The sequence below is a fragment of the Aeribacillus composti genome, from assembly GCF_031760945.1.
Lineage (GTDB): Bacteria > Bacillota > Bacilli > Bacillales > Aeribacillaceae > Aeribacillus > Aeribacillus composti.
In genome coordinates this window covers 2315177-2340839 of record NZ_CP134501.1, presented here as the reverse complement: position 1 = coordinate 2340839, position 25663 = coordinate 2315177, and the positions used below count along the sequence as shown (strand labels likewise).

General features: G+C 39.6%; 24 protein-coding genes. All 24 read left to right on the top strand.

Annotated features, from left to right (window positions below):
* Positions 1-117 precede the first annotated feature (117 nt).
* Positions 118-1002 carry a 2-dehydropantoate 2-reductase gene (locus RI196_RS11270; RefSeq protein WP_157728002.1) on the top strand — a complete coding sequence of 295 codons (885 nt, stop codon included), beginning with the start codon at positions 118-120 and terminating at the stop codon, positions 1000-1002.
* Positions 1002-1385, top strand: a complete 384-nt coding sequence (locus tag RI196_RS11265; RefSeq protein ID WP_311066253.1) for a DUF3397 family protein — start codon at positions 1002-1004, stop codon at positions 1383-1385. Before RI196_RS11270 ends, RI196_RS11265 begins: the two co-directional genes overlap by 1 nt.
* A 66-nt stretch (positions 1386-1451) precedes the next feature.
* Entirely contained in the window at positions 1452-3107 is a 1656-nt protein-coding gene (bshC, locus tag RI196_RS11260) for a bacillithiol biosynthesis cysteine-adding enzyme BshC (RefSeq protein ID WP_162877000.1), read from the top strand.
* A 123-nt stretch (positions 3108-3230) separates the two neighbouring features.
* Positions 3231-3662, top strand: coding sequence for a division/cell wall cluster transcriptional repressor MraZ (gene mraZ, locus RI196_RS11255; protein ID WP_063388503.1), 432 nt, complete (start codon positions 3231-3233; stop codon positions 3660-3662).
* Positions 3663-3716: 54 nt separating this feature from the next.
* On the top strand, positions 3717-4652 hold the full coding sequence (gene rsmH / locus RI196_RS11250; RefSeq protein WP_311066252.1) for a 16S rRNA (cytosine(1402)-N(4))-methyltransferase RsmH: 936 nt from the start codon (positions 3717-3719) through the stop codon (positions 4650-4652).
* A gap of 10 nt (positions 4653-4662) precedes the next feature.
* The gene (gene ftsL, locus RI196_RS11245) at positions 4663-5022 is read left to right on the top strand and encodes a cell division protein FtsL (protein ID WP_130156250.1); all 360 of its coding nucleotides are present in this window, start codon (positions 4663-4665) and stop codon (positions 5020-5022) included.
* 5 nt (positions 5023-5027) lie between these two features.
* On the top strand, positions 5028-7184 hold the full coding sequence (locus RI196_RS11240; RefSeq protein ID WP_311066251.1) for a penicillin-binding protein: 2157 nt from the start codon (positions 5028-5030) through the stop codon (positions 7182-7184).
* A gap of 148 nt (positions 7185-7332) precedes the next feature.
* Positions 7333-9270, top strand: a complete 1938-nt coding sequence (locus tag RI196_RS11235; RefSeq protein WP_066251821.1) for a stage V sporulation protein D — start codon at positions 7333-7335, stop codon at positions 9268-9270.
* A gap of 109 nt (positions 9271-9379) precedes the next feature.
* Positions 9380-10858 (top strand): UDP-N-acetylmuramoyl-L-alanyl-D-glutamate--2,6-diaminopimelate ligase, encoded by a 1479-nt coding sequence (locus RI196_RS11230; RefSeq protein WP_094246093.1) that lies wholly within the window; start codon positions 9380-9382, stop codon positions 10856-10858.
* A gap of 102 nt (positions 10859-10960) precedes the next feature.
* The gene (gene mraY / locus RI196_RS11225) at positions 10961-11935 is read left to right on the top strand and encodes a phospho-N-acetylmuramoyl-pentapeptide-transferase (RefSeq protein WP_066251816.1); all 975 of its coding nucleotides are present in this window, start codon (positions 10961-10963) and stop codon (positions 11933-11935) included.
* Complete coding sequence (gene murD / locus RI196_RS11220) at positions 11936-13291, top strand: UDP-N-acetylmuramoyl-L-alanine--D-glutamate ligase (protein WP_375338751.1); 1356 nt, start codon at positions 11936-11938, stop codon at positions 13289-13291. It begins immediately after the preceding gene.
* 41 nt (positions 13292-13332) lie between these two features.
* Complete coding sequence (gene spoVE, locus RI196_RS11215; RefSeq protein WP_063388496.1) at positions 13333-14433, top strand: stage V sporulation protein E; 1101 nt, start codon at positions 13333-13335, stop codon at positions 14431-14433.
* A 109-nt stretch (positions 14434-14542) separates the two neighbouring features.
* Positions 14543-15649: an undecaprenyldiphospho-muramoylpentapeptide beta-N-acetylglucosaminyltransferase gene (gene murG / locus RI196_RS11210; protein WP_063388495.1), complete on the top strand. Its 1107-nt coding sequence runs from the start codon at positions 14543-14545 to the stop codon at positions 15647-15649.
* Positions 15650-15665: 16 nt separating this feature from the next.
* The gene (gene murB, locus RI196_RS11205; protein ID WP_311066250.1) at positions 15666-16577 is read left to right on the top strand and encodes a UDP-N-acetylmuramate dehydrogenase; all 912 of its coding nucleotides are present in this window, start codon (positions 15666-15668) and stop codon (positions 16575-16577) included.
* Positions 16578-16749: 172 nt separating this feature from the next.
* Entirely contained in the window at positions 16750-17541 is a 792-nt protein-coding gene (locus RI196_RS11200; RefSeq protein ID WP_063388493.1) for a cell division protein FtsQ/DivIB, read from the top strand.
* Positions 17528-18235 carry a DUF881 domain-containing protein gene (locus RI196_RS11195; protein WP_063388492.1) on the top strand — a complete coding sequence of 236 codons (708 nt, stop codon included), beginning with the start codon at positions 17528-17530 and terminating at the stop codon, positions 18233-18235. The genes RI196_RS11200 and RI196_RS11195 overlap by 14 nt, the downstream gene beginning before the upstream one ends.
* Positions 18236-18284: 49 nt before the next feature.
* Positions 18285-19007 (top strand): DUF881 domain-containing protein, encoded by a 723-nt coding sequence (locus RI196_RS11190; RefSeq protein WP_232515562.1) that lies wholly within the window; start codon positions 18285-18287, stop codon positions 19005-19007.
* Positions 19008-19009: 2 nt separating this feature from the next.
* Positions 19010-19381, top strand: coding sequence for a small basic family protein (locus tag RI196_RS11185; RefSeq protein ID WP_311066249.1), 372 nt, complete (start codon positions 19010-19012; stop codon positions 19379-19381).
* Between the two features lie 129 nt (positions 19382-19510).
* Positions 19511-20797 carry a cell division protein FtsA gene (gene ftsA, locus RI196_RS11180; protein WP_063388490.1) on the top strand — a complete coding sequence of 429 codons (1287 nt, stop codon included), beginning with the start codon at positions 19511-19513 and terminating at the stop codon, positions 20795-20797.
* Between the two features lie 41 nt (positions 20798-20838).
* Positions 20839-21972, top strand: coding sequence for a cell division protein FtsZ (gene ftsZ, locus RI196_RS11175; RefSeq protein ID WP_063388489.1), 1134 nt, complete (start codon positions 20839-20841; stop codon positions 21970-21972).
* A 720-nt stretch (positions 21973-22692) separates the two neighbouring features.
* Positions 22693-23619 carry a sigma-E processing peptidase SpoIIGA gene (spoIIGA, locus tag RI196_RS11170; RefSeq protein ID WP_063388488.1) on the top strand — a complete coding sequence of 309 codons (927 nt, stop codon included), beginning with the start codon at positions 22693-22695 and terminating at the stop codon, positions 23617-23619.
* A 51-nt stretch (positions 23620-23670) separates the two neighbouring features.
* Entirely contained in the window at positions 23671-24390 is a 720-nt protein-coding gene (gene sigE, locus RI196_RS11165; RefSeq protein ID WP_063388487.1) for an RNA polymerase sporulation sigma factor SigE, read from the top strand.
* 131 nt (positions 24391-24521) lie between these two features.
* Complete coding sequence (gene sigG / locus RI196_RS11160) at positions 24522-25298, top strand: RNA polymerase sporulation sigma factor SigG (protein ID WP_063388486.1); 777 nt, start codon at positions 24522-24524, stop codon at positions 25296-25298.
* A gap of 95 nt (positions 25299-25393) precedes the next feature.
* Positions 25394-25645 (top strand): YlmC/YmxH family sporulation protein, encoded by a 252-nt coding sequence (locus tag RI196_RS11155; RefSeq protein ID WP_063388485.1) that lies wholly within the window; start codon positions 25394-25396, stop codon positions 25643-25645.
* Positions 25646-25663 lie beyond the last annotated feature (18 nt).

The following is a 25663-nucleotide window of genomic DNA, read 5'->3' as shown; positions in this document are numbered from 1 at the left end:
AAATAACATTGAAAAAATAATAAAAAAGCAAATATAATCAAATTTTTAATTATATTCAGGAAAAAGAAGAATTTTTAGTTTTTGTTTGTTATGATACATATGAGAGAGGTGGAGAACTTGAAGATCGGTGTAATTGGCGGAGGAGCTGTAGGCTTGTTAATATCGGCATACCTTAGCCGAAAACATGACATTACCCTTTATACAAAGACGGAAGAGCAGGCAATTTCGGTAAGGACAGAAGGGATACATGTCATAGGCCCGAACCCTTGGACTGCATATGTAAAATCACGTGCAGATGTATTATATAATGAAGAATTATTAATTATTGCTGTCAAGCAATATAGTCTGCCGTCATTATTTGGAAATCTAAAGCAATTGCCGCCGAAAAAGATTGTATTTGTTCAAAACGGCATAACTCATATCGGCAGAATGAAAGAGCTTGCCCAACATGAATTGTATATAGGTGTTGTAGAGCACGGCGCCTTAAAAAAATCCCCCAATACCGTTCACCATACTGGTATTGGGAAAATTCGCATCAGCCCGTATGACGGCGGTGGGGCGCGGGAATTTATTGATCAGTTAAATACGTCTGATCCTTTATTTTTGATACAATATGAAGAGGATTGGGAGCCGGTTGTATTGAAAAAATTGGCCGCCAATGCAGTTATTAATCCATTAACTGCCTTATTTCGAATGCCGAATGGCCACATCGTCAGCAATCCTTATGTTGCAAAGCTTGCCAAAAAGCTATTTCACGAAGTATGTGATGTTCTTGAAATAAATGATAAGGATGATTTATGGGAATATATTGAAAGTATTGCAATAAAGACAAAAAACAATCGTTCATCAATGCTGTCGGATATTGAACATCATAAAAAAACAGAAATTGATTCAATATTAGGGGATCTCATTCAAAAAGGGAAAGAAAAGGGTGCTCATACTTGTACAATGGAATTTTTGTACAATGCGATTAAAGGGTTGGAAAACCGGGAGGAACGTTGATGGGAATTGTTATAGGAATCATCGCCTTTTTTGTGACGTTTCCATTGGCCGCGTGGCTGCTGTTTTTGGTTCTTTTTCGTGTTTTATTAAAGAGTAAGAAAAAATCTTTCCTTTTGAGCGTTGATGTGGCTACTGTATTTTTTGCCGTTTCATTTTGGATCAAGCTTTCTGTTATTTGGCATCATCAATCGTTTTTATGGCTGCTTTGTTTATATTTGCTGCTTTTTTTGGCGACAGCTGGACTTCAATTCGTATTCACTGACGAGATCAAATGGATGAAAGCATTGAAAATGATGTGGAGAAGCTCTTTTTTAATATTTTTTCTGCTGTCTGAGAGCATGGCGATCATCGGGGTGTTTATGTACATAATGAATCAAATGTGAATAAATAAAAGCAAATTTTTTTTGTTTGAAAATATTACATGCTATACTCTTGTCGGGGTAATGATAATGAACGAAGAAAGGAAGTTAATAGATATGGAGGCGTTTGAACTCTTCCTTCCTCAATCCAATCCTTTTGTGAACAATTATATAAATCGGCGATTAGAGGTTGAAAAATATTTTGATTATGATCCATTTCAAGAAGATGTATTTCAAAAAAGATATGACGATATTTTATCAAGGACTTATAAGAGGGATGAGCTGGCGGATGTTTTAATCCAATATCATAAGCGGCTGAACGCAACAGAACAGATAATGGAGAATATTTTAAAATTAAAAAATCCGAATAGTGTCGTCGTTGTGGGCGGTCAGCAAGCTGGACTCTTAACAGGACCTTTATATACAATACATAAAATCATTTCCATATTGGCATTGGCGAAAGAGCAAGAGAAAAAGCTAAACATACCTGTTGTTCCCGTTTTTTGGATCGCGGGGGAGGATCATGACTTTGACGAAATTAATCATCTCTATGTGGCAGACAGAGGGCGTTTGAAAAAGAAAACGATCATGCAAACACAACGAAAAAAAACAATGATATCGGAGTTATCAATTGATAAAAACGCTTGTCGCATTTGGCTGGAAGAAGTTTTTGCGGCATTTGGCGAAACGAAATATACGAAACATTTGCTTGCTTCTTTGTATCATGAGCTTGACCAATCTGCCACTTATGTTGAATTTTTTGAACGATTACTCATCTCCATGTTCGGAGATGAAGGAATTGTACTTATCAACTCTGGATCAAAAGAATTGCGGGAATTGGAAAAATCTTATTTCGAACAAATGCTCATGGCAACTGACAGCATTTATCATCAAGTCGTCAAGCAGCAGCAAATTTTAAAAGAAGAAGGATATCCATATCAAGCAATTACAATGAGAGAAAACTGCGCCAATCTGTTTTATCAAATAGAAGATGAGCGCTATTTGCTCATAGAAAAAGAGAAGAATCTATTTTCGATCCCTGAAATCAATTGGACGTCTTCGTTGTCTGATCTTTTAGAAGAAGTCAGAATGAATCCATGGAAGTTCAGCAATAATGTAGTGACAAGACCGGTCATGCAGGAATATTTGCTTCCGACTTTGGCTTTTATCGCCGGACCAGGAGAAATTGCGTATTGGGCAGAATTAAAAGGGGTATTTCATTTATTCTCGATGAATGTGCCGCCAGTTATTCCGAGAATTCATTTGACGATTTTAGAAAGAAACATAGAGTCGGACTTGCTAGAATTAGACCTGCCGTTGGAAGAGGTTCTTAAGCAGGGGGTTGAACCGTTAAAACATAGGTGGTTTAAACAAAAGGAGCCTTTTGATGTCAGCGCATATGTGTCGAAAGCAAAAGAAGAGATTGAGGACATTCATCGGTCATTGCGAGAAAAAATAGAGGATTTCGACCAAAGCTTAGCGCCCGTATTGCGAAAAAACGCACAATTTATCGAACAGCAGATAGATTTTGTGGAAAGGATCGTTCAAAAAAAGATACATGCAAAATATGAAGCAGAGCTGCAAAAGTTCAGGCGTATTGAGTATTCACTGAAACCGAATAATCAATGGCAAGAAAGAGTATGGAATATTTATTACTATTTAAACAAATATGGGCCGAATTTTGTAAAAGATTTGCAGCAGTTGACATATACTTTCAATGGAAAACATAAAATTGTCAAATTATAAAACTATTTTTTGAAAAATCCTGTGTCATACAGGGTTTTTTTTTATGTCCATTAATAGTACAATAAATTTGTGGTGAAAAGTGGGGGGAAGTGGTGGAAAAGAAATGAAAGTGGGGCCAACGTGATGTTTATGGGAGAATACCAACATACGATCGATTCAAAAGGAAGATTGATCGTACCCGCAAAATTCAGGGAAGGCCTTGGCGAGAAGTTTGTTCTCACGAGAGGTCTTGATCAATGCTTGTTTGGATATCCCCTCAGCGAATGGAAAGTGATTGAAGAGAAACTGAAAGCTCTCCCATTAACAAAAAAAGATGCCCGAGCTTTTACACGATTTTTCTTTTCCGGCGCTATTGAATGTGAAATGGACAAGCAAGGACGGATTAACATTGCGGCTCCACTTCTTGCTTACGCGAAATTGGAAAAAGAATGCGTCGTCATCGGCGTTTCCAGTCGGATAGAAATTTGGAGCAAACAAAATTGGGAGCAATACGTGGCTGAACAAGAAGAATCATTTGAAGAAATTGCAGAAAACATGATTGATTTTGATATTTGATGTTCATCCTATCCATAATCAAGACTTCTTCCGTTGGAAACGAGGTGCTGGATATTGTTTGTACATAAGACAGTTTTGCTGGATGAAGCGATTGAAGGTTTACGAATAAAAGAGGACGGAATTTATGTTGATTGCACATTAGGAGGGGCAGGCCATAGCGAACAAATTGCTAAAAGGCTGACAACTGGACATTTATACGCCTTTGACCAAGATGAAGCTGCAATTGCTTTTGCGAAGGAAAAACTCGAGCCCTTCCAAGATAAAGTAACCATCATCAAAAGCAATTTTAAACATTTAAAAGAAGAGCTTTTCTCTAGGGATATTCATAAAGTAGACGGGATTTTGTTTGATTTGGGAGTATCTTCGCCTCAGCTGGACACACCGGAACGAGGCTTCAGCTATCAATATGACGCTCCTCTTGATATGAGGATGGATCAAAACCAAGAGCTTTCCGCTTTTACCATTGTCAACACCTGGCCCTATGAAAAGCTTGTAAAAATTTTTTTTCAATACGGAGAAGAAAAATTTTCAAAGCAAATTGCTCGAAAAATTGAACTTGCCCGCAAAAAAAAGACCATTCAAACAACTGGCGAGCTGACGGAAATTATAAAAGAGGCCATTCCTTCCGCCGCTAGAAGAAAAGGCGGGCATCCTGCCAAACGCATCTTTCAAGCAATTAGAATTGCCGTCAATGACGAGCTTTCCGCTTTTGAAAGCGCGGTTAGTCAGGCAATTGAACTGTTAGCTCCAGAAGGGCGGATATGTGTCATTACGTTCCATTCTTTAGAAGATCGAATTTGCAAACTGGCGTTTAGAAAAGCTGCCAGCCAAGCAGAAATTCCGCGCAACATACCGATAATTCCCAACGAAATGCTGCCAGAAATCAAAATTATAACAAAAAAACCGATCGTGCCGTCGGAAAAAGAAATTGAAGAAAATCGAAGGTCGAGATCCGCTAAACTTCGTATAGCAGAAAAGATTAAAAAATAGGAGGTTTTCTATGAGCAATTTAGCTGTCAAAATTCAAGAAAGGCGACAAGAAGAAAAGAAGCATGCAAAACAACCCCTCGTTGTTAAACGAAAAAGATCCTCCATTACATTAGGCGAGAAACTGTTATTTGTTGTTTTTTTATTTTTGATGCTGGTATGCTCCATTTGGATTATCTCAAATAGTGTGAAATTGTATCAAGCAAATATAGAAATGCAGAAAATCGAAGCTAAAATTGAAAATCAGGAAAAAATCAACAGTGATTTAAACCTTCAGGTCGATGAATTGAAAAGACCTGAAAGAATTTATAAAATTGCTAAAGACTTAGGCTTCACATTAGATCCAAGCAAAGTAAAAGGCATACAGGACTGATTGGGATGAAGAAAAGCAAAAATATGAATCGGGGAGCAGCAATATTATCCGTAATATTTGTTCTGCTCTTTTTTATCTTATTTGGGAGGTTTTTCTACATTCAAGCGACAGGAACTGTCGATGGTCAAGTGCTAGCTGTAAAGGCAAAAGAAAAATATGAAAAAAAGCGCATGCTTGAAGCCCGCCGCGGCCAAATATTGGATCAAAAAGGAAACGTGTTCGCTGAAGATACTGTTACCTATACATTAGTAGCTGTATTGGATGAAAAAATGACAACGGATCCCGACCATCCGAATCATGTTGTCGATCCTGAAGAAACGGCAGAAAAATTAGCTCCCATTCTTGGAATGAAACAGAAAGAAATCGAAGCTATTTTGAAAAAAGACAAATTTCAGGTCGAATTCGGAGAAAAAGGAAGAAACATCAGCTTTGCGAAAAAACAGCAAATTGAAAAGCTTAAATTGCCCGGCATCGGTTTTATTCGCGATACAAAACGTTTTTATCCAAACGGAAAATTTGCATCATATGTGATTGGCTACGCCAAGCGAGATGAAAAGACGGGAAAAACAACCGGGCAGCTGGGGATAGAAAAAAGCTTAGATAAATATTTGCAGGAAACAGACGGATATGTGATATATGAAAGCGACCGAAGCGGCTACAAGCTGCCGGGCAGCAAAGACAAAATTGTTACGCCGAATAACGGAGCCGACGTTTATTTAACAATTGACCAAAAAATTCAAACGTTTTTGGAAGATGCGTTAAATGAAGCTGAAAAACAATATCAGCCGACGAAAATGATCGGAATTGTCGCAGACCCAAAAACGGGGAAAATTTTAGCGATGTCTCAGCGGCCAAGCTTTGATCCAAACGAGCGTGATATTCAAAATTTTTACAATGACGCTGTTTCTTACCGTTTTGAGCCTGGTTCGACAATGAAAATTTTTACATTAGCTGCTGCGGTTAATGAAGGGGTTTATAACGGCAACGAAAAATATAAGTCCGGGATGTATAAAGTAAAAGGCGCAAGTCCTATATACGATCATAACAATGTCGGATGGGGCACCATTACGTTTGATGAAGCTGTTCAGCGGTCATCCAATGTCGGTTTTGCCATATTAGCGCATAAAAAGATTGGGCTTGAGCGGTTTTATCAATATTTAAATCGTTTTGGGTTTTTAGAGAAAACGGGTATTGATTTGCCGAACGAAGAGAACAGCAAATTAAATTACAAATGGGAGAGGGATAAAATTTCGACTGCATTTGGACAAGCGTCAGCTTTCACACCAATCCAGCTCGTACAAGCTGCAACAGCTATTGCCAACGATGGGAAGATGATGAAGCCTTATGTCATCGATAAAATTGTAGACCCTGACACAAATCGAGTGCTAAAGAAGACGGAACCATCGGTAGAAGGCGAACCAATCACAAAAGAAACTGCTGCGAAAACGCTTGACATTTTAGAAACTGTTGTGACATCTGAACATGGAACAGGGAAACCTTTTCAAATACCGGGGTATCACATCGCCGGGAAGACTGGGACAGCTCAAATAGCAGGAGAAGGAGGACGTTATTTAACGGGCCGGGAAAATTATGTATTTTCCTTTTTAGGTATGGCTCCAAAAGAAAATCCAGAGCTCATTGTCTACATTGCTGTTCAGCAGCCGAAGTTGAAGCCGACAGAAACCGGTTCAGCTCCTGTTTCCATGATTTTTAAATCAGTGATGAAAAATAGTCTTGAATATTTAAAAATTGAACCGACGACTGCTGCTGCGAAGGAAGAAAAAAATGTTGAAAATGAAAAAGAAGTCGGAGTTTCACTGCCTGAATATAAAGGCCAGCAGGTTCAACAAGCCGTTCAAGAGCTCGAAAAACAGCAAATTCAACCAATTGTTCTAGGCGGCGGAGCCACCGTCACCTCCCAATATCCAAGCGCGACTTCACGGGTGATCCAAAGAGAAAAAGTGTTTCTTCTAACGGACGGAGCTGTGAAAATGCCGAACATTTCCGGATGGTCGTTGCGGGATGTGATGAAGCTGTGTTCCATCATGGAGCTTGAGCTGAAATATGAAGGAAGCGGATATGTTAACGCACAAAATATTAAACCAGGCACTGAAATTAGAAAAGGAGATCAATTAACTATTAAATTAAAAAAGCCTAAGTAGTACCACAATAGGAGCCTGCTTTTAAAAAAAATGTATCTGGGAACGGTTCGGCAAGCGGGCGCCTGCTTCCGCTTGAAGCTTGTTCTATATTAAATGGACGAGTCATATATTTTGATAGCGAACCTACATGAGGGGAGTTATCGTATATATGCGCGTTTCAAATGTAACAGTAAGAAAACGGCTCGTTTTCGTTCTATTGGCAGGTTTTTTGATTTTCGCCGTGATCGAAGTAAGACTAGGATATGTCCAATTTGTGTTAGGCGGGCAATTAACTTCTCTTGCTAAGGATTTATGGAGCAGAAATATCCCTTTTGAACCAAAGCGGGGAGAAATCGTGGACAGAAATGGGGAGAAGCTTGCGACAAATGTCAGTGCCCCGAGTGTTTTTATCATTCCCCGTCAGGTCGAAAATCCAGCTGAAACGGCTCAAAAGCTTGCTTCTGTCTTAAATATGCCGACGGAAAAAGCTTATCAATACGTAACGAAAAAAGAAATGATTGTCCGTGTTCATCCTGAAGGGCGGAAAATATCTGACGAAAAAGCGCAAGAAATACGCAGTTTAAATTTAAAAGGCGTTTACATTGCCGAAGATTCTAAAAGATATTATCCGTTTAACAGCCTTTTAGCGCACGTTTTAGGCTTTACAGGGATCGACAACCAAGGGCTAAGCGGACTTGAATTATATTATGATCGGCAATTGAAAGGCCAAAAAGGATATGTTAAATTTTATTCTGATGCTAAAGGAAAAAGAATGCCAAATGAAGTGGAGGAATATATGCCTCCTGTGGACGGCTTGAATTTAAAGCTGACGATTGATGCAAAAATTCAATCGATCATCGAAAGGGAATTGGACATTGCCGAATCGAAATACAATCCGGACGGAATAATTGCCATTGCCATGAATCCGAACAACGGAGAAATTTTAGGCATGGCATCAAGACCGACATTTGATCCGACAAAATATCAGCATGTCGATCCGAAAGTTTATAACCGAAATTTGCCGATCTGGAGCACGTATGAACCTGGATCAACATTTAAAATTATCACGTTAGCAGCCGCTCTTGAAGAAAAGAAGGTTGATCTTTATAGAGAGCATTTTTACGACCCGGGTTATGTAAAAGTTGCCGGTGCGACATTAAGATGTTGGAAAAAAGGCGGACATGGGGATCAGACGTTTCTTGAAGTTGTTCAAAATTCATGCAACCCGGGATTTGTTGAACTTGGACAAAGGCTGGGAACATCGACTTTGTTTGAATATATTAAAAAATTTGGCTTTGGTGAAAAAACGGGGATTGATTTAGCAGGTGAAGGAAGCGGCATTCTATTTCAAGAAAGTCAGGTTGGACCTGTCGAGCTTGCGACCACAGCGTTCGGCCAAGGGGTCTCTGTAACGCCGATCCAGCAAGTGGCCGCTGTTTCAGCCGCGATCAACGGCGGTGTTTTATATACACCGAATATCGCAAAAGAATGGATTGACCCGGATACGGGAGATGTTGTATCAAGAAAGACACCTGAGGCGAAAAGACGCGTTATTTCCGAGGAAACATCCAAACAAATTCGCGCTGCTCTTGAAAGTGTTGTTGCAAAAGGTACAGGAAGAGGAGCGTTTGTTGAAGGGTATCGGGTCGGAGGAAAAACGGGGACTGCGCAAAAAGCTGCTCCCGGCGGAGGATATTTGACAAATAATCATATTGTATCGTTTATTGGTTTTGCACCTGCAGACAACCCTCAAATAGTTGTTTATGTCGCCGTTGATAATCCAAAGGGAACGGTGCAATTTGGCGGTGTAGTTGCCGCACCAATTGTAGGAACAATCATAAAAGACAGTCTCCGACAGCTCGGTGTGAAGCCTAGAACGAAGCAAATGGAAAAAAAGGAAACTTGGCTGGATGAAAAGTTCGTCACAGTACCGGACGTTTTAGGACTCTCAAAACAGGAGCTCGCTGAACAGCTTGTGAATTTAAAACTTGATGTAAACGGCGACGGCAAGGTAGTCGTTCAACAATCGCCAAAAGCAGGCGTAAAGGTAAAAGAAGGATCTACTGTACGAATTTTATTAGGAGACGAGGCGGCAGCAGACGAATAATTTTCTAAAAAAGGGCTTTTTGAAACAACTGCTTTTGAAAAGCCCTTGTCGCTCATTTTAAGCTAAGATAAAATAATGGAGAATGTTTTTTTGAGAAAGGATTATCGTTATGAAATTAGATGCAATTCTCACTGCTCTACATCATTATAAACGTTATGGTAATGGGAATCCTGAGATTACTTCATTGGAAATGGATTCGCGTGCTGTGAAGGAAGGAAGCTTATTTATTTGCATCAAAGGCTTTACGGTAGACGGTCATGAGTTTGCTTTAGAAGCTGTAAAAAAAGGCGCGGCCGCTCTGTTATCAGAAAAACCGCTGAACCATCTGCCGGGTGATATCCCGGTAATTGTCGTAAATGATACAAAACGGGCAATGGCTGTGCTTGCTGATTATTTTTATGACCAGCCAACACATAAGCTTCACCTCATCGGTGTCACGGGCACGAACGGAAAAACGACTACGACTCATCTGATTGATCATATTTTTCGCAATGCCGGCTATAAAACCGGTTTAATCGGAACAATGTATACAAAAATAAATGATCAACAATACGAAGTAAAAAATACAACGCCTGACAGCTTAACCCTGCAAAAAACATTTAAAAAGATGATCGAGGAGAACGTGACCCACGCCAGTATGGAGGTTTCCTCTCATGCGCTGCATATGGGACGAGTCCACGGCTGTGATTTTGATGTTGCAGTATTTACGAATCTCACCCAAGACCATTTAGACTATCACCAAACAATGGAAGAATATCGAAATGCGAAAGGATTATTGTTTGCTCAGCTCGGAAATAAATATGATCATGATCATCCAAAATTTTCTATATTGAATGGTGATGATCCAGCCTCTGACTATTACAGACATATGACTTCTTCCCATATCGTTACATATGGAATTGAAAACGAATGTGAGATTATGGCGAAAGATTTGAAAATGAATGCAAGCGGGACTTCTTTTCTCCTCGTTACTCCTGAAGGTACATTTCCTGTACAAATGAAATTAGTCGGGAAATTCAGCGTTTATAATGTTCTTGCTGCTATTGCGGCTTCTTTAGTTTCAGGAGTTGAGATCGAAAAGATCATCGAAGCGGTCGAATCGATGGAAGGTGTGCGCGGCCGATTTGAGTTAGTAGATTGCGGACAAAATTTTTCCGTCATTATTGACTATGCACACACACCAGACAGCTTGGACAATTTATTGAAAACGGTGAAGGAGCTTGCCAAAAAGAAAGTCATTTTAGTCGTTGGCTGCGGAGGAGACCGCGATCGAACGAAGCGTCCGCTTATGGCGAAAATTGCTGTTCAGTGGGCGGACATTCCAATTTTTACTTCCGACAACCCTAGAAATGAAGATCCGCATCAAATATTAAAAGATATGACAGCTGGTGTCGACGGAGAACCTTTTCATTCAATTGTCGATCGAGAGGAAGCCATCCAATTTGCAATCAGCAATGCAGAAGAAGGAGATGTCGTCGTCATTGCAGGAAAAGGCCATGAAACATATCAACAAATCGGGGACAAAAAATTTGACTTCGATGATCGAAAAGTGGCTATTCGCGCTATTCAATTGAAAGAGAATAAATAATCAAGCAGGAAGAGGATTTGTTATGAAATTGGAATGGTTTAACATCAATAATCATATGGATATAAAGGCAAATGTTGGTTTTGGTGGGAGGAGGAAGTATCAATGCTAGAACAAGTCGTGCTTTTTACCATCTTAATGGGCTTTTTAATCAGTGTATTACTTTCTCCCATTTTTATTCCATTTTTAAGAAGGCTGAAATTTGGCCAAAGTATTCGGGATGAAGGACCAAAATCCCACCAAAAAAAATCCGGAACTCCGACGATGGGCGGAGTCATGATTATGTTATCCATCATTATCACCACTATTGTCATGACCAATAAATTTTCGAAACCGGGGATCGAAACGTTTTTGCTGTTGTTTGTAACGATCGGTTACGGACTCCTCGGATTTTTAGACGATATGATTAAAGTGGTGTTAAAAAGAAATCTCGGTCTGACTTCAAAACAAAAATTAATCGGTCAAATCATTGTTGCGGTTATTTTTTATTTTGTTTTAAATCAATTTGAGTTCTCTACAGAAATTCGATTGCCGGGGACGGAACTTTCTTTTGATCTTGGCTGGCTCTACCCCGTTCTTATTTTGTTTATGCTTGTAGGCGGCTCAAATGCCGTCAATTTGACCGACGGTCTCGATGGATTGTTATCCGGCTGCGCTGCAATTGCTTTCGGAGCATTTGCTGTATTGGCATGGAACAATAGTCAATATGATATCGCCATCTTTAGTGTTGCAGTGGTCGGTTCCGTATTAGGCTTTTTAGTGTTCAACGCTCACCCTGCAAAAGTGTTCATGGGAGATACTGGCTCATTGGCTTTAGGAGGAGCGATTGTCGCTGTAGCCATTTTGACAAAATTAGAAATTTTGCTTATAGTGATTGGCGGCGTGTTTGTTATTGAAACATTATCAGTCATTATTCAAGTAATTTCCTTTAAAATGACTGGAAAAAGAGTGTTTAAAATGAGCCCGCTCCATCATCACTATGAATTAAACGGATGGTCGGAATGGAAAGTCGTCGTGACATTCTGGGCGATGGGTTTGCTTTTTGCAATACTAGGAATTATCATCGAGGTGTGGTTATAATTGAAAAATGTACAAATGTATGTCGATCAAAACGTTCTCGTATTAGGTTTGGCGAAAAGCGGCTTGAGAGCCGCTAAATTATTGCATAAACTAGGTGCTCATGTTACCGTAAACGACATTAAGCCATACGAAGCAAATGATGATGTAATAGAACTTGAAAGTTTAGGGATCAAACTTATTTTAGGGGAACATCCCGAACAATTGCTCGAGGAGCATAATATTGATATTGTTGTAAAAAATCCAGGCATTCCATACACAAACCCGATCGTACAAAAAGCAGCGAGACAAAATATTCCCGTTATAACCGAAGTCGAGCTTGCGTATCAAATTTCTGAAGCGGAAATTATTGCGATAACTGGATCGAATGGAAAAACGACGACGACAACTTTAATATACGAAATGCTGAAGGCGGATGGAAAACAGCCGCTGCTGGCAGGAAATATCGGAAATGTGGCTTGTGAAGTTGTGCAGGAAGCGACAAAGGAACATATTGTAGTTATGGAGGTATCCTCGTTTCAGCTTTTAGGAACCATTCATTTTAAACCTTCAGTCGCGGTCTTGTTAAATATTTTTAATGCCCATCTAGACTATCATGGAACTCGCGAAAATTATATGCAAGCGAAAGGAAAAATTTTTTCGAACCAAGATGACCAATCGGTTGCGGTTATCAATTCGGATGATCAAGATGTTGTGCGTCTGTCTGAACTGTCAAACGGAAAGAAAATTTATTTTTCAACCAATAAGGAAGTATCAAATGGTGCTTATATCAAAAATGAATCCATTTGGTATGATGGCGAAAAAATTATTGATATAAAAGATATTGCTCTTGTCGGCAAGCATAACTTAGAAAATATTTTGGCTGCTATTTGTGCAGTAAAGGCGAAAAATGTTGGAAACAAAGCGATTCAAAAGGTGCTGGCATCGTTTTCAGGTGTAAAGCATCGCCTGCAATATGTCGGCGAAGTTTCAGGAAGAAAATTTTATAACGATTCGAAAGCCACGAATATTTTGGCAACAACAAAGGCTCTCGAAGCTTTTTCATCCCCTGTTGTATTGTTGGCCGGAGGGCTTGACCGGGGGAATGAATTTGATGAATTAATCCCGTATTTCAAACATGTGAAAGCAGTCATCACCTTTGGACAAACTGCCCCAAAAATAAAGAAGGCTGCAGAGAAGGCTGGAATAGAACTGATAGAACATGTCGATAATGTGGAACAAGCAGTCTTTGCGGCGTTTCGCATATCGGATATAGGTGATGTCATTTTGCTCTCTCCGGCCTGTGCAAGCTGGGATCAATATAAAACATTCGAAGAGAGAGGAGACATTTTCATAAACGCCGTGCATAAGCTAAAATAAGGGCTCGTACCCTTAAGCTTAAAAAAGATGGGGTGTTCGGCGTGTCGACAAAAAGCAAATCTCCAGATTTCATTTTAATTTTGATCACATTTTTGCTGCTTTCGATCGGTTTAATCATGGTATATAGCGCAAGCGCCATATGGGCAACGTATAAATTTGACGATGCATTCTTTTTTGCAAAGCGGCAGCTGCTGTTCGCCGCCTTGGGCATTGTTGCCATGTTCTTTTTTATGAATATAGACTATTGGACATGGAGAACGTGGGCAAAGGTGCTTTTAATCGTATGCTTCGTTTTGCTGATTGCCGTGTTGATTCCTGGAATTGGCGTTGTACGAAATGGCTCCAGAAGCTGGATCGGTGTCGGGGCATTTTCCATTCAGCCTTCTGAGTTTATGAAGCTAGCGATGATCGCCTTTCTGGCTAAATTTTTGTCCGAAAATCAAAAATTTGTAACAACCATTAAAAAAGGGCTTTTCCCGTCCTTAGGATTAGTCTTTTTAGCATTTGGGATCATTATGCTTCAGCCTGATTTAGGAACAGCAACGGTGATGATGGGAGCATGTGTCGTCATGATTTTTGCAGCAGGAGCGAAAATTAGCCATTTTATCGGACTGGGATTGATAGGTGCACTCGGTTTTACCGCTCTTGTGTTATCAGCTCCTTATCGTATGAAAAGGATCACTTCGTTCCTCAATCCATGGGAGGATCCGCTTGGGAGCGGGTTTCAAATTATTCAATCGCTTTATGCAATTGGCCCTGGAGGCCTTTTCGGATTAGGATTGGGTCAAAGCAGACAAAAGTTTTTTTATTTGCCCGAGCCACAAACAGATTTTATTTTTGCGATCGTTGCGGAAGAATTGGGGTTTATAGGCGGTTCTCTTGTGCTTTTATTATTCTCTCTTTTGCTTTGGCGGGGAATTTTAATCGCGTTGAACGCGCCTGATTTATTCGGCAGCTTGCTAGCTGTCGGCATTGTTGCAATGGTTGCGATTCAAGTGATGATCAATATCGGGGTTGTCACAGGATTAATGCCTGTAACGGGCATCACCCTTCCGTTTTTAAGCTATGGAGGATCGTCACTGACGTTAATGCTGATGGCAATCGGGGTGCTTTTAAATATTAGCCGATATGCAAAATATTAAGCTTTCCAATCTGGATAAATATGGAAAAAAGGGGGCTTTTCGGCTTGTTTGCTCAGCCTCTTTTAACTGTTTTATAAAAAGTTTCTAACATTTCAGGGGGGCTTTTTGAATGAACATTGTCGTAAGTGGAGGAGGAACCGGCGGTCATATTTATCCTGCGCTTGCTTTCATAAAAGAAGTGAAAAAATATGACCCTCATGCCAATTTTTTATATATAGGGACGGAAAATGGACTGGAAAAAGAGATTGTGGCACGGGAAGGGATCCCGTTTAAAGCGATTAAAATTAGCGGTTTTAAACGAAAGCTGTCGTTTGATAATGTTAAAACAGTTTATCGATTTTTCAACAGCTTCGCCATCTGCAAAAAGCTGCTAAAAGAGTTTCAGGCGGATGTTGTAATTGGGACTGGAGGATATGTTTCGGGACCAGTCGTTTATGCAGCCAGCAGACTCGGAATACCGACAATCATCCACGAACAAAACAGCGTGCCTGGTTTGACTAATAAATTTTTAGCAAAATATGTTGATAAAGTCGCCATTTCTTTTGAAAGCTCCAAAAAATTTTTTCCGGAAGAAAAAGTTGTTCTAACAGGAAATCCTCGCGCGCAGGAAGTGATTGGCGGCGATCGGGCAAAAGGTAAATCATCTTTAAATTTAACAGAGAATGTAAAATCCGTGCTCATCTTTGGAGGAAGCCGCGGGGCAAGACCGATTAATGAATCTGTCCTCAGCATCCTTGACGAATTATCGAAAAAGCCGTATCAAATTGTTTATGTCACCGGTGAGGTTCATTACAAGCAAATAATGGAACAAATAGGTGATTGCGGCCGGCTGAAAAATATTATTATCAAACCGTTTATCCACCAAATGCCGGATGTGCTGGCAGCAGTTGATTTAATCGTATCAAGAGCAGGTGCTACGACTTTAGCGGAAATAACAGCGCTTGGTCTTCCAAGCATATTAATTCCAAGCCCGTATGTTACAGCCAATCATCAAGAAGCAAATGCCCGCACACTCAGTGAAAGAAACGCTGCCGTTTTATTGCTTGAACAAAATTTAACAGGGCATCGTTTGTTAACGTTGATCGATCAAATTTTACTGAATCCGGAAACGTTGAAGAGCATGAGCGAAGCTTCTTTTGAACTGGGAGTTCGTGATGCAGCCAAAAGGCTTTATCAAGTCATGAACGAACTTGCCGCTGCTAATAACAAGATTTGAAAATGGGGGGATACATGTGAAGCAGCTGTTGGAAGAGTTAATTCGAGCTGATGTAGGAAAAGTGCTTGAGAATGAGCCGTTAAAAAAACATACAACGATGAAAGTCGGCGGACCGGCAGATGTGTTTGTCGAGCCAAAAAGCATTGAAGGCTTAATGAAAACAATGGAAATCATCAAAAAGCATCATGCAGATTGGCGCGTAATAGGGAGAGGATCCAATTTACTTGTTTTAGATGAAGGAATTGCCGGGGTCGTAATTAAATTAGGAAACGGCATCAGCCATTTAACCATTCAAGATGAGGAGATCACAGTGGGGGGAGGCTATTCATTAGTCAGCCTGTCAACATTGATCAGCAGAAAAGGATTGTCTGGTTTAGAATTTGCCAGCGGCATTCCCGGATCTGTAGGCGGTGCGGTCTATATGAATGCGGGTGCGCACGGCTCGGATATTTCAAATGTTCTCAAAAAGGCGCATATTTTGTTTGCAGATGGGACATTAGAATGGCTTTCCAATGAAGAAATGGAATTTTCATATCGCAGCTCTATCTTGCAAAAAAAGCGCCCGGGAATATGTTTAGAAGCGGTATTTCAATTAAAAAAAGGAGATAGAGACAGCATCGTATCCACTATGCAAAAAAATAAAGAATATCGCCGTGAAACACAACCTTGGAACCATCCTTGCGCAGGAAGCATTTTCCGAAACCCCCTTCCTCATTATGCTGGTCAGCTCATTGAAAAAGCCGGCTTAAAAGGCTACAAAATCGGAGGCGCAAAAATATCGGAGATGCACGGGAATTTTATTGTCAATGAAGACAATGCAACAGCTTCAGATGTTCTGGCCCTCATCGATTTTGTAAAAAAGACGATTTACGAGCAATTCCAAATCAAAATGGAAACGGAAGTTGAAATTGTTGGAAGGAATAAATAGGAAAAATCTTTCTCCCTTTCAGCTTGTACATTATGTTATAATATTTCAACAAGATTTTTTTAAAACGGCATGCTATTGCCGTTTTTTCACCTTTAAACATTTTTTGCTCCTTTTGGACAAGCTTATATATTAAACCTGGATTCAATGAATCTAGGATGGGGTGAACATAGACTTGGAAAAAGAAAAAATCGTTTCAATCGAGGATCGGATACCGAAGCTCAAGCAGCAGCGCAAACAAAAGGCAAATAGGAGATTTATACTATTTATTCTCACCTTCTCCTTGCTTATTTTATTAATTATTTATTTAGAAACGCCGTTAAGCAAAGTGAAAAACGTAGAAGTGAGCGGAAATGTCAATGTTCCCAGCGATGAAATCATTTCGCTTTCCGGTATCGATCAACAGACGAATTTTTGGAGTGTTAATAAAGAAAAAACGATCAAAGCCTTGAAAAAACATAAAGAAGTGAAAGGTGCGAACATAGTCAAAATTTTCCCTCACACCATTCGGATTGAAATTGAAGAAATGAAACGAGTAGCCTACGTGTCCAATGGATCATCCTTTTACCCGGTTTTGGAAAACGGGGAAACTTTAGATGGACAAAAAAGCGTAAAAGTGCCTGATGCTCCGATCTTATTCGGTTTTGACGATGCTGAATTTGCTCATCTCATGACTGAACAATTGACAAACCTTCCGCATTCCATTTCCAATTCCATTTCTGAGGTTCACTATACGCCGGAAAAAATGGATCCGTACATAATTACATTATTTATGAACAACGGCTATGAAGTGAGAGCTTCTATGAAAACTTTTGCTGAAAAAATGCGTTCATATCCAATGATTGTAAAAGAACTCAACCCGAAAGTAAAAGGGATTATCCACTTAGAAGTCGGTTCTTATTTTGAGCCTTACAGCAAGAAAGGATCACAGAAGAATAAAGGGGACAAAGCCGATGAGGAAAGCTAATGCCAGCCATGTCATGTTATTTTTTATTATGCTCGTCGTCGGTTTCTTAATTTCATATTCTTTTCAATGGACAAAAGAAAGAAAAGATTTGAATGTATCACCAGAACAGTGGGAAAAAGAATATGAAACAAGAAAGCTGCTGATCAATCAAGAAGAAACAAACCGGAAGCTCCAGGAGGAGCTTTTTCAAAAACAAAAAAAAGTTACAGAAATTGAAGAGCAATTGAAAAAAGAGAAAGAGCTTTATTATAACTTAGTTGAAGATGTTGAAAAATTGAGGATGTTTGTAGGAGAGGTAGGGGTTGTCGGCGAAGGGATTGAAGTGACGCTCGAAGACTCTTCTTATGTTCCAGAAGGGGAAAATGTGAACAATTATATTGTTCATGAAAGCCACATCTTTAAAGTTGTGAATGAATTGCTCATTTCAGGTGCGACCGCTGTAGCGATCAACGGACAAAGAATATTCCATCATTCTTATATCATCTGTAACGGCCCCGTCGTAACGGTAGATGGAAACCAATTTCCCGCTCCATTTGTTATTTCTGCCATCGGAGATGCTGAGGTATTGACGCAGGCGCTAAACATTGCAGGAGGCGTTTTGGATCAGCTTGCCTATGAAAATATTGTTGTAAAGGTGGAAAAGAAAAAAGAAATTAAAATGGGGCCCTATTTGTCAAATGAACTGGATGATTAGCGGAAACCCTAGCTAACCTAGCTCTAGAAAAAAGAAAGGTGATGGACGATTGATTAAACCAAAATGGAAATTTGCCTTTACATTTTCCATCATTACAACAATTTTTGGGTTTATGCTTGGCGTGCAATATCGATCCATAGAAGAACCGGACGAGCGTGATACGAGGGATATGTGGGAGCTCCGTGAAGATTTAAAAAGAGAACAGAAGCTTCAAGTGGAATTGTTAGAAGAAATCCGCAAATATGACCAAATGCAAAGGGAAATGGAAAAAAACGAAAGTCCTGAAAAAGCGTTGAAAGATACTTTAGAAGAGCTGAAGGCGAAAGCGGGTTTAACCGAAGTAAAAGGTGAGGGTGTCGTTCTCACAGTTGAGCCTTTGTTTGACAGCAACCTGCTCGGAAAACCTATTCAGCCGATTTCGCCAGAGCTTTTAAAGCGTCTGATCAATGAAGTGAACTCTTATGAAGCAAAAGAAATTTCAATAAACGGATACAGAGTTGTCAACACAACCGTTATCCGCGATATTAACGGAATAACGAAAATTGACGGAAACAGTCTGAACACTTACCCGATTGAAATCAAAATTTTATCAAACGACGCTGAAAAACTTTACAGTAAAATAAATGGATCTGCATTGAAAGACGATTTTGCGATTGATAATTTGAAATTGACCGTATCTGCACCGCAGAAACAGCTAATTATACCGCCTTATGAAAAATCGATCCGCATTCAAAATATGGCACCTCTTAAAGATGAAAAGGAAGGGAATTAGTTATGTGGCTCCCGGTTATCGGAATTCTTTTAGGTATCGTCTTAGGTCTGTACAGCAACATTCAAATTCCAGATGAATATTCCAACTATTTATCAATAGCCATACTTGCTGCGCTTGATACTCTGTTCGGGGGATTCCGGGCATACTTGCAAAATTCTTATGATGAGCTTGTGTTTGTTTCCGGATTCTTTTTTAATATACTTTTAGCTGCAAGTTTAGCTTTTCTCGGCGTTCATCTTGGTGTAGACTTGTATTTAGTAGCAATGTTTGCTTTTGGAGTTCGGCTTTTCCAAAATATAGCGGTTATTCGCAGAATTTTAATCGCAAAATGGAACAGCGGCAGAAATACGAACAAAAAAAAATCCAACTTTTAAAAGGGAAAATAGATCAAGTGTTGAATTTACACATATACAAATTGAAACAAATATGTAACGTTCGTTTCATTGTATTGTTCTATTGGACGTAATAGAATAGTAGTATTGGATAAGGAGGTGCCAAAAGCATTGAACAGCAATGAAATATTTGTCAGTCTTGACATCGGTACATCCAATGTAAAAGTAATCATTGGCGAAATGATGGATGAATCGTTAAACGTTATTGGTGTTGGTAATGTGAAATCAAAAGGCTTAAAAAAAGGATCAATTGTTGATATAGATGAAACCGTTCATTCTATTAAAAAGGCTGTGGAACAAGCGGAAAGAATGATCGGCATGCCCCTCCATAAAGTTGTTGTCGGTGTGAGCGGCTCTCATGTAAAACTTCAAGATTGTCAAGGAGTAGTGGCAGTTTCAAGTGAAAACCGAGAAATTCAAAATGAAGATGTAAGGCGTGTCATTGAAGCTGCACAAGTTTTATCCATTCCCCCAGATCGGGAAATTATAGATTGCATTCCGAAGCAGTTTATTGTAGACGGTCTTGACGGGATACATGATCCAAGGGGAATGTTGGGAGTAAGGCTGGAAATGGAAGGACTGCTCATCACCGGATCAAAAACTATTCTACATAATTTACTGCGCTGCGTTGAACGTGCAGGCCTTGAAATTACGGATATTGCACTTCAGCCTCTCGCATGTGGTTCAGTTGCTTTATCCAAAGACGAAAAAAATTTAGGCGTAGCTCTTATCGATATTGGCGGGGGATCCACTACCATTGCAGTTTTTGAAAACGGAGAGTTAAAAACAACTTCCGTTCTACCGGTTGGGGGAGAACACATTACCAACGATTTATCAATTGGTCTTAGAACTTCCACAGAAAATGCTGAAAAAATTAAAATTAAACATGGACATGCCTTTTATGATCATGCATCTGAAGACGAGGTGTTTGATGTTCCGATTATAGGCAGCGATAAAATGCAAAAATTCAATCAGCTTCAAATAGCTGATATTATTGAGGCTAGAATGGAGGAAATTTTTCTGCTTGTAGCTCAAGAAATTGCAAAACTGGGCTTCAGGGAATTGCCCGGAGGTTTCGTGTTAACTGGCGGAAGTGCAAACATTCCTGGTGTGCTTGAACTTGCTCAAACTGTACTCGCCCACAATGTTCGGATTGCTAGCCCCGACTACATAGGTGTTAGAAATCCTCAATACATGACAGGTGTCGGTCTCATCCAGTTTGCCTACAAAAATGCAAAAATTCAAGGGAGACGGATTGGATCGAAGGTGGAGGTGGAACAGATTAAGCAAACTGTTCCGAGTGAAGCGAATGAAGTGACTTTAAAGCAAAAAACGAAGCGTCAAAATGAAGAAAAAATGAGCAGAGTGAAGAAATTTTTTGGGTACTTTTTCGAATAAATTTCGTCAATAGAGCATTGATGGATTAGGGAGGATTTTGCATGTTGGAGTTCGATACGAATATTGACGGCTTTGCAACAATTAAAGTTATTGGAGTAGGAGGCGGCGGAAATAATGCCGTCAACCGGATGATTGAACATGGTGTGCAAGGTGTAGAGTTCATTGCTGTCAACACTGATGCACAAGCATTAAACCTTTCAAAAGCAGAAACAAAAATGCAAATTGGCGCAAAATTGACAAGGGGCCTTGGTGCAGGAGCAAATCCAGAGGTCGGAAAAAAAGCTGCTGAAGAAAACAAGGAACAAATTGAAGAAGCTGTAAAAGGTGCAGACATGGTGTTTGTAACGGCTGGAATGGGAGGAGGCACCGGAACTGGTGCAGCACCTGTCATTGCGCAAATTGCCAAAGATTTAGGAGCACTGACGGTCGGCGTTGTCACGAGGCCGTTCACGTTTGAAGGAAGAAAACGCGCTATGCAGGCGGCTGGTGGAATTGCAGCCATGAAAGAAGCCGTTGACACTCTTATTGTGATTCCGAATGACAGACTTCTTGAAATTGTTGATAAAAATACGCCGATGCTTGAAGCTTTCCGTGAAGCGGATAACGTTCTTCGTCAAGGAGTGCAAGGTATTTCTGATTTAATTGCTGTGCCGGGACTCATCAATCTAGACTTTGCGGACGTGAAAACGATTATGTCGAACAAAGGTTCTGCATTGATGGGAATCGGAGTAGCAACGGGAGAGAACAGAGCGGCTGAAGCTGCCAAAAAAGCAATCTCAAGTCCGCTTCTTGAAACTTCAATTGACGGGGCGCAAGGAGTATTGATGAACATTACCGGCGGAACAAATTTAAGCCTATATGAGGTTCAAGAAGCAGCCGATATTGTTGCATCAGCCTCGGACCAAGATGTCAACATGATCTTTGGATCTGTTATTAATGAAGATTTGAAGGATGAAATTGTTGTAACAGTGATTGCAACTGGATTTAGAGAAACTGAAATAAATCCTAGCAAGCAAGAAGCGAGACCATTTGCTCCTAATAAGAAGCCAAATGTTGCAACTAAGCGTGAAGTGAAAAAGGAAGAGCCGACTCACGACATTACGAGCCGTGCATTGCAGCAGGCAGAAGATACGCTTGACATCCCGACATTTTTAAGAAACAGAAAGCGCCGCTAAAAAAAGCATGGGTGACAATAGACGTCATCCATGCTTTTTTCTTAAAGCTCATCAAGCGGGCAAAATGGAAGGTTTTTAATATTTGCATGCGTAAAACAGTTTAAATATTGGACTGGAACATAAATATTTGCAGGATTCAGAGATTCCTATTAGGCATGATTTGTTCAAAAATCGTATTACGGCGGAAAGAATCAAAAAATTATGTAAAAATAGATAAACAGATTTGCACGCGTTCCCGAAAATAGCAAAACGAATGAATCAAAACTTTATGAAAAAATACGACATGCCATTTGAAAAAAATGCGGATCCTTGCTGAAAATTTAATGCCATGTATATGGTAAGTTCTAATATTTTTTGTGGAATATAAATTGCAGATATATACGCGAAAGGACCTGGCTTTTTAGCCAGGCTTTTTCCTCGTTCTGAAAAAGTATAAACATTTACACAGCTTTTTTAAGAAAAGATCTCCTGTAATTTCCCCATCGTCTCTTAACGAAAGTGTTTACAACTTCAGCAATTTAGCTTTCTTCCTCTAAAAGGCTTGTACCGTTTTTTTTTCTTTAACCATTTTTCCATTCGACGAAAACATTAGGAATCCGTCAAAAATTGTATGCTGTACTCGCCACTATTTGACACAATTTGGAATGAATAGCGTTTATACTACCTATTAATAGCAAGTCAGAAGCCTAGAAAATTGAATGGTGGGAGAGGAAGAGGCGGTTGACCATTTATTTGGATGCTATTTGGCTGATGAATTTTTGCTTTGATATCATGCTCCTTTTTCTTACAGCAATCATCTTAAAGAGAAACATTGTATGGAAAAAAATAATGATTGCTTCGCTCATCGGCTCCGCTATTGTGATATTGCTTTTTTCGCCTTTCGCACAGCTGGCGAGCCGTCCGGAATCAAAACTAATCCTCTCATGTGTGATGGTTCTTTATGCTTTTGGCTTTAAGAAGTTTCGCTACTTTATAGAAAATTTATTGACTTTCTATTTTGTCACTTTTGCAGTTGGGGGAGGTATGCTTGGCACTTATTATTTTTTTCAAGTAGGCTTTTCATTTCAAAATAACATGATTTTAACAAATGGAAATGGCTTCGGAAATCCTGTCAGCTGGTTATTTATCGTGGTCGGCTTTCCGATTATTTGGTATTTTTCCCGCTTGCGGCTTGAACAGGTTGAAGCAAAAAAAATCCACTATGATCAAATTGTCGATGTTTCGATCACGATGATGGAGAAAAAAGTAACAGTAAAAGGATTGATTGACAGCGGCAATCAATTGTATGATCCCATCACTAAGAAGCCAGTCATGATTGCCGAAGCGGAAAAATTAATGACCGTGTTTCCTGAAAGTATGCACCAAGTCATTTCAAATCGAAATCCTATGGAGGCTGTGACAGCGATAGAACAGAAAGAATGGATCGGCAGGCTGAAAATTATTCCGTATCGGTCTGTTGGCCAGGATCTTCAGTTATTATTAGCCGTAATAGCAGACGAAGTGGTGATTCATACAAAAGAAGAATCATTAATGCTGTCCCGCCCGCTTATTGGACTAAATCATTCGCGGCTTTCAAGCGAAGACGATTATCAATGCATTATTCATCCAAAAATGATCCAGACGGGTAAACAAAAAGATGCTTCTTAGCCTTTATTCATAGCATACTCATAAACCAATTTGTTTAGAAGGGGGAACAACATGAAAAAAATTAAGCTTTATCTCACGTATATATGGTACAAGTTTTTAACAAAATTAGGGATCAAAACAGATGAAATTTATTATATTGGCGGAAGCGAAGCGCTGCCGCCTCCGCTTTCGAAGGAAGAGGAAGAAATACTGTTAAAAAAACTTCCGAGCGGCGATAAGGCTGCCCGTTCGATTTTGATTGAACGAAATTTGCGCCTTGTCGTGTATATTGCCCGAAAATTTGAAAACACCGGCATCAATATTGAAGATTTGATCAGCATTGGGACGATCGGGCTAATTAAAGCAGTCAACACCTTTAATCCCGAAAAAAAGATCAAGCTTGCGACATATGCATCTAGATGTATAGAAAATGAAATATTAATGTATTTGCGCAGAAATAATAAAACAAGATCTGAAGTTTCTTTTGATGAACCGTTGAACATTGATTGGGATGGAAATGAACTGCTTCTTTCGGATGTTCTCGGAACAGAAGACGATATTATTACAAAGGATTTGGAGGCTAATGTTGACCGAAAGCTATTAATGCGGGCGCTGCAGCAATTAAATGAACGAGAAAAACAAATAATGGAGCTTAGGTTTGGATTGCATGGCGGAGAAGAAAAAACGCAAAAAGATGTGGCTGACATGCTCGGGATTTCTCAATCTTACATATCAAGATTGGAAAAAAGAATTATTAAGCGTCTTCGAAAAGAATTTAATAAAATGGTGTAATTTTTGCTTGCTAGTCGCATGTATAGCGAAAAATCAACAGCGTGTTCACTCTGAAAAGCTTGTGCATATTTTTCCCCTTCAGGGAGATACTTAACTTAAGACAGCAAGAACTCCTGTAAGGGGGAAACGAAATGACAAGAAATAAAGTTGAAATTTGCGGTGTTGATACTTCGAAGCTTCCTGTTTTAAAAAATGAAGAAATGCGAGAATTATTTAAACAAATGCAAAGTGGTGATTTATCAGCCAGAGAAAAGCTTGTCAACGGAAATTTGCGACTCGTTTTAAGCGTCATCCAAAGATTTAATAACAGAGGCGAGTTTGTCGATGATCTTTTTCAAGTAGGATGTATTGGGTTGATGAAATCTATAGATAATTTTGATCTGAGCCAAAACGTAAAATTTTCTACTTATGCTGTACCGATGATCATCGGTGAAATTCGTCGATATTTGCGAGACAACAATCCGATACGTGTTTCAAGATCATTGCGTGATATTGCCTATAAAGCTTTGCAGGTGCGTGAAAAACTCATGAGCGAAACGTCACGTGAGCCGAAGGCAGAAGAAATTGCTAAAGAGCTGAATGTGCCGCATGAAGAAATCGTTTTTGCTTTAGACGCCATTCAAGATCCAGTTTCATTATTTGAACCGATTTATAACGACGGCGGTGATCCGATCTTTGTTATGGATCAGTTAAGCGACGAGCGAAACCGCGATTCCAAGTGGATTGAAGAAATTGTTCTAAAAGAGGGGATCAGACGATTGAATGATCGGGAGAAGCTGATATTGAAAAAAAGGTTTTTTCAAGGCAAAACACAAATGGAGGTAGCAGAAGAAATCGGCATTTCCCAAGCTCAAGTTTCTCGGCTTGAAAAAGCTGCCATTAAACAAATGACCAAAAATATTCAATAATCATTGGGCCACATTCTTTTGAATGTGGCCCTTTATCATCATTCAAAAAAAAACTCATATACTGATTGTAAAAATACTTGAGGGGAGAAGCCGGCATGATCCATATTTCCGATTTGCAAATAAAAGATGTTGTGAATGTCCATGACGGAAAAAAATTAGGAAGCATTGAAGACGTTGACATCGACTTAAAAACTGGTAAAATTCAAGCGATCATGATCACTAGTCAAGGGAAGGTTTTAGGTTTTTTTGGAAAAGGGGAAGAAATTGTCATTCCTTGGAGGAACATCGTAAAAATCGGAAAAGATGTTATTTTAGTAAGAGTTTCGAAAAATGTTGAAACAGAATAAGAATCGCACGAATTTTGG

Bases quoted from the DNA above. Each gene is read 5' to 3' on its own strand.
- RI196_RS11265 (WP_311066253.1), top strand. From the start codon at position 1,002: ATGGGAATTGTTATAGGAATCATCGCCTTTTTTGTGACGTTTCCATTG.
- bshC (WP_162877000.1), top strand. From the start codon at position 1,452: ATGAACGAAGAAAGGAAGTTAATAGATATGGAGGCGTTTGAACTCTTC.
- mraZ (WP_063388503.1), top strand. From the start codon at position 3,231: ATGTTTATGGGAGAATACCAACATACGATCGATTCAAAAGGAAGATTG.
- ftsL (WP_130156250.1), top strand. From the start codon at position 4,663: ATGAGCAATTTAGCTGTCAAAATTCAAGAAAGGCGACAAGAAGAAAAG.
- RI196_RS11240 (WP_311066251.1), top strand. From the start codon at position 5,028: ATGAAGAAAAGCAAAAATATGAATCGGGGAGCAGCAATATTATCCGTA.
- RI196_RS11235 (WP_066251821.1), top strand. From the start codon at position 7,333: ATGCGCGTTTCAAATGTAACAGTAAGAAAACGGCTCGTTTTCGTTCTA.
- RI196_RS11230 (WP_094246093.1), top strand. From the start codon at position 9,380: ATGAAATTAGATGCAATTCTCACTGCTCTACATCATTATAAACGTTAT.
- mraY (WP_066251816.1), top strand. From the start codon at position 10,961: ATGCTAGAACAAGTCGTGCTTTTTACCATCTTAATGGGCTTTTTAATC.
- murG (WP_063388495.1), top strand. From the start codon at position 14,543: ATGAACATTGTCGTAAGTGGAGGAGGAACCGGCGGTCATATTTATCCT.
- RI196_RS11195 (WP_063388492.1), top strand. From the start codon at position 17,528: ATGAGGAAAGCTAATGCCAGCCATGTCATGTTATTTTTTATTATGCTC.
- RI196_RS11185 (WP_311066249.1), top strand. From the start codon at position 19,010: ATGTGGCTCCCGGTTATCGGAATTCTTTTAGGTATCGTCTTAGGTCTG.
- ftsZ (WP_063388489.1), top strand. From the start codon at position 20,839: ATGTTGGAGTTCGATACGAATATTGACGGCTTTGCAACAATTAAAGTT.
- sigE (WP_063388487.1), top strand. From the start codon at position 23,671: ATGAAAAAAATTAAGCTTTATCTCACGTATATATGGTACAAGTTTTTA.
- sigG (WP_063388486.1), top strand. From the start codon at position 24,522: ATGACAAGAAATAAAGTTGAAATTTGCGGTGTTGATACTTCGAAGCTT.
- RI196_RS11155 (WP_063388485.1), top strand. From the start codon at position 25,394: ATGATCCATATTTCCGATTTGCAAATAAAAGATGTTGTGAATGTCCAT.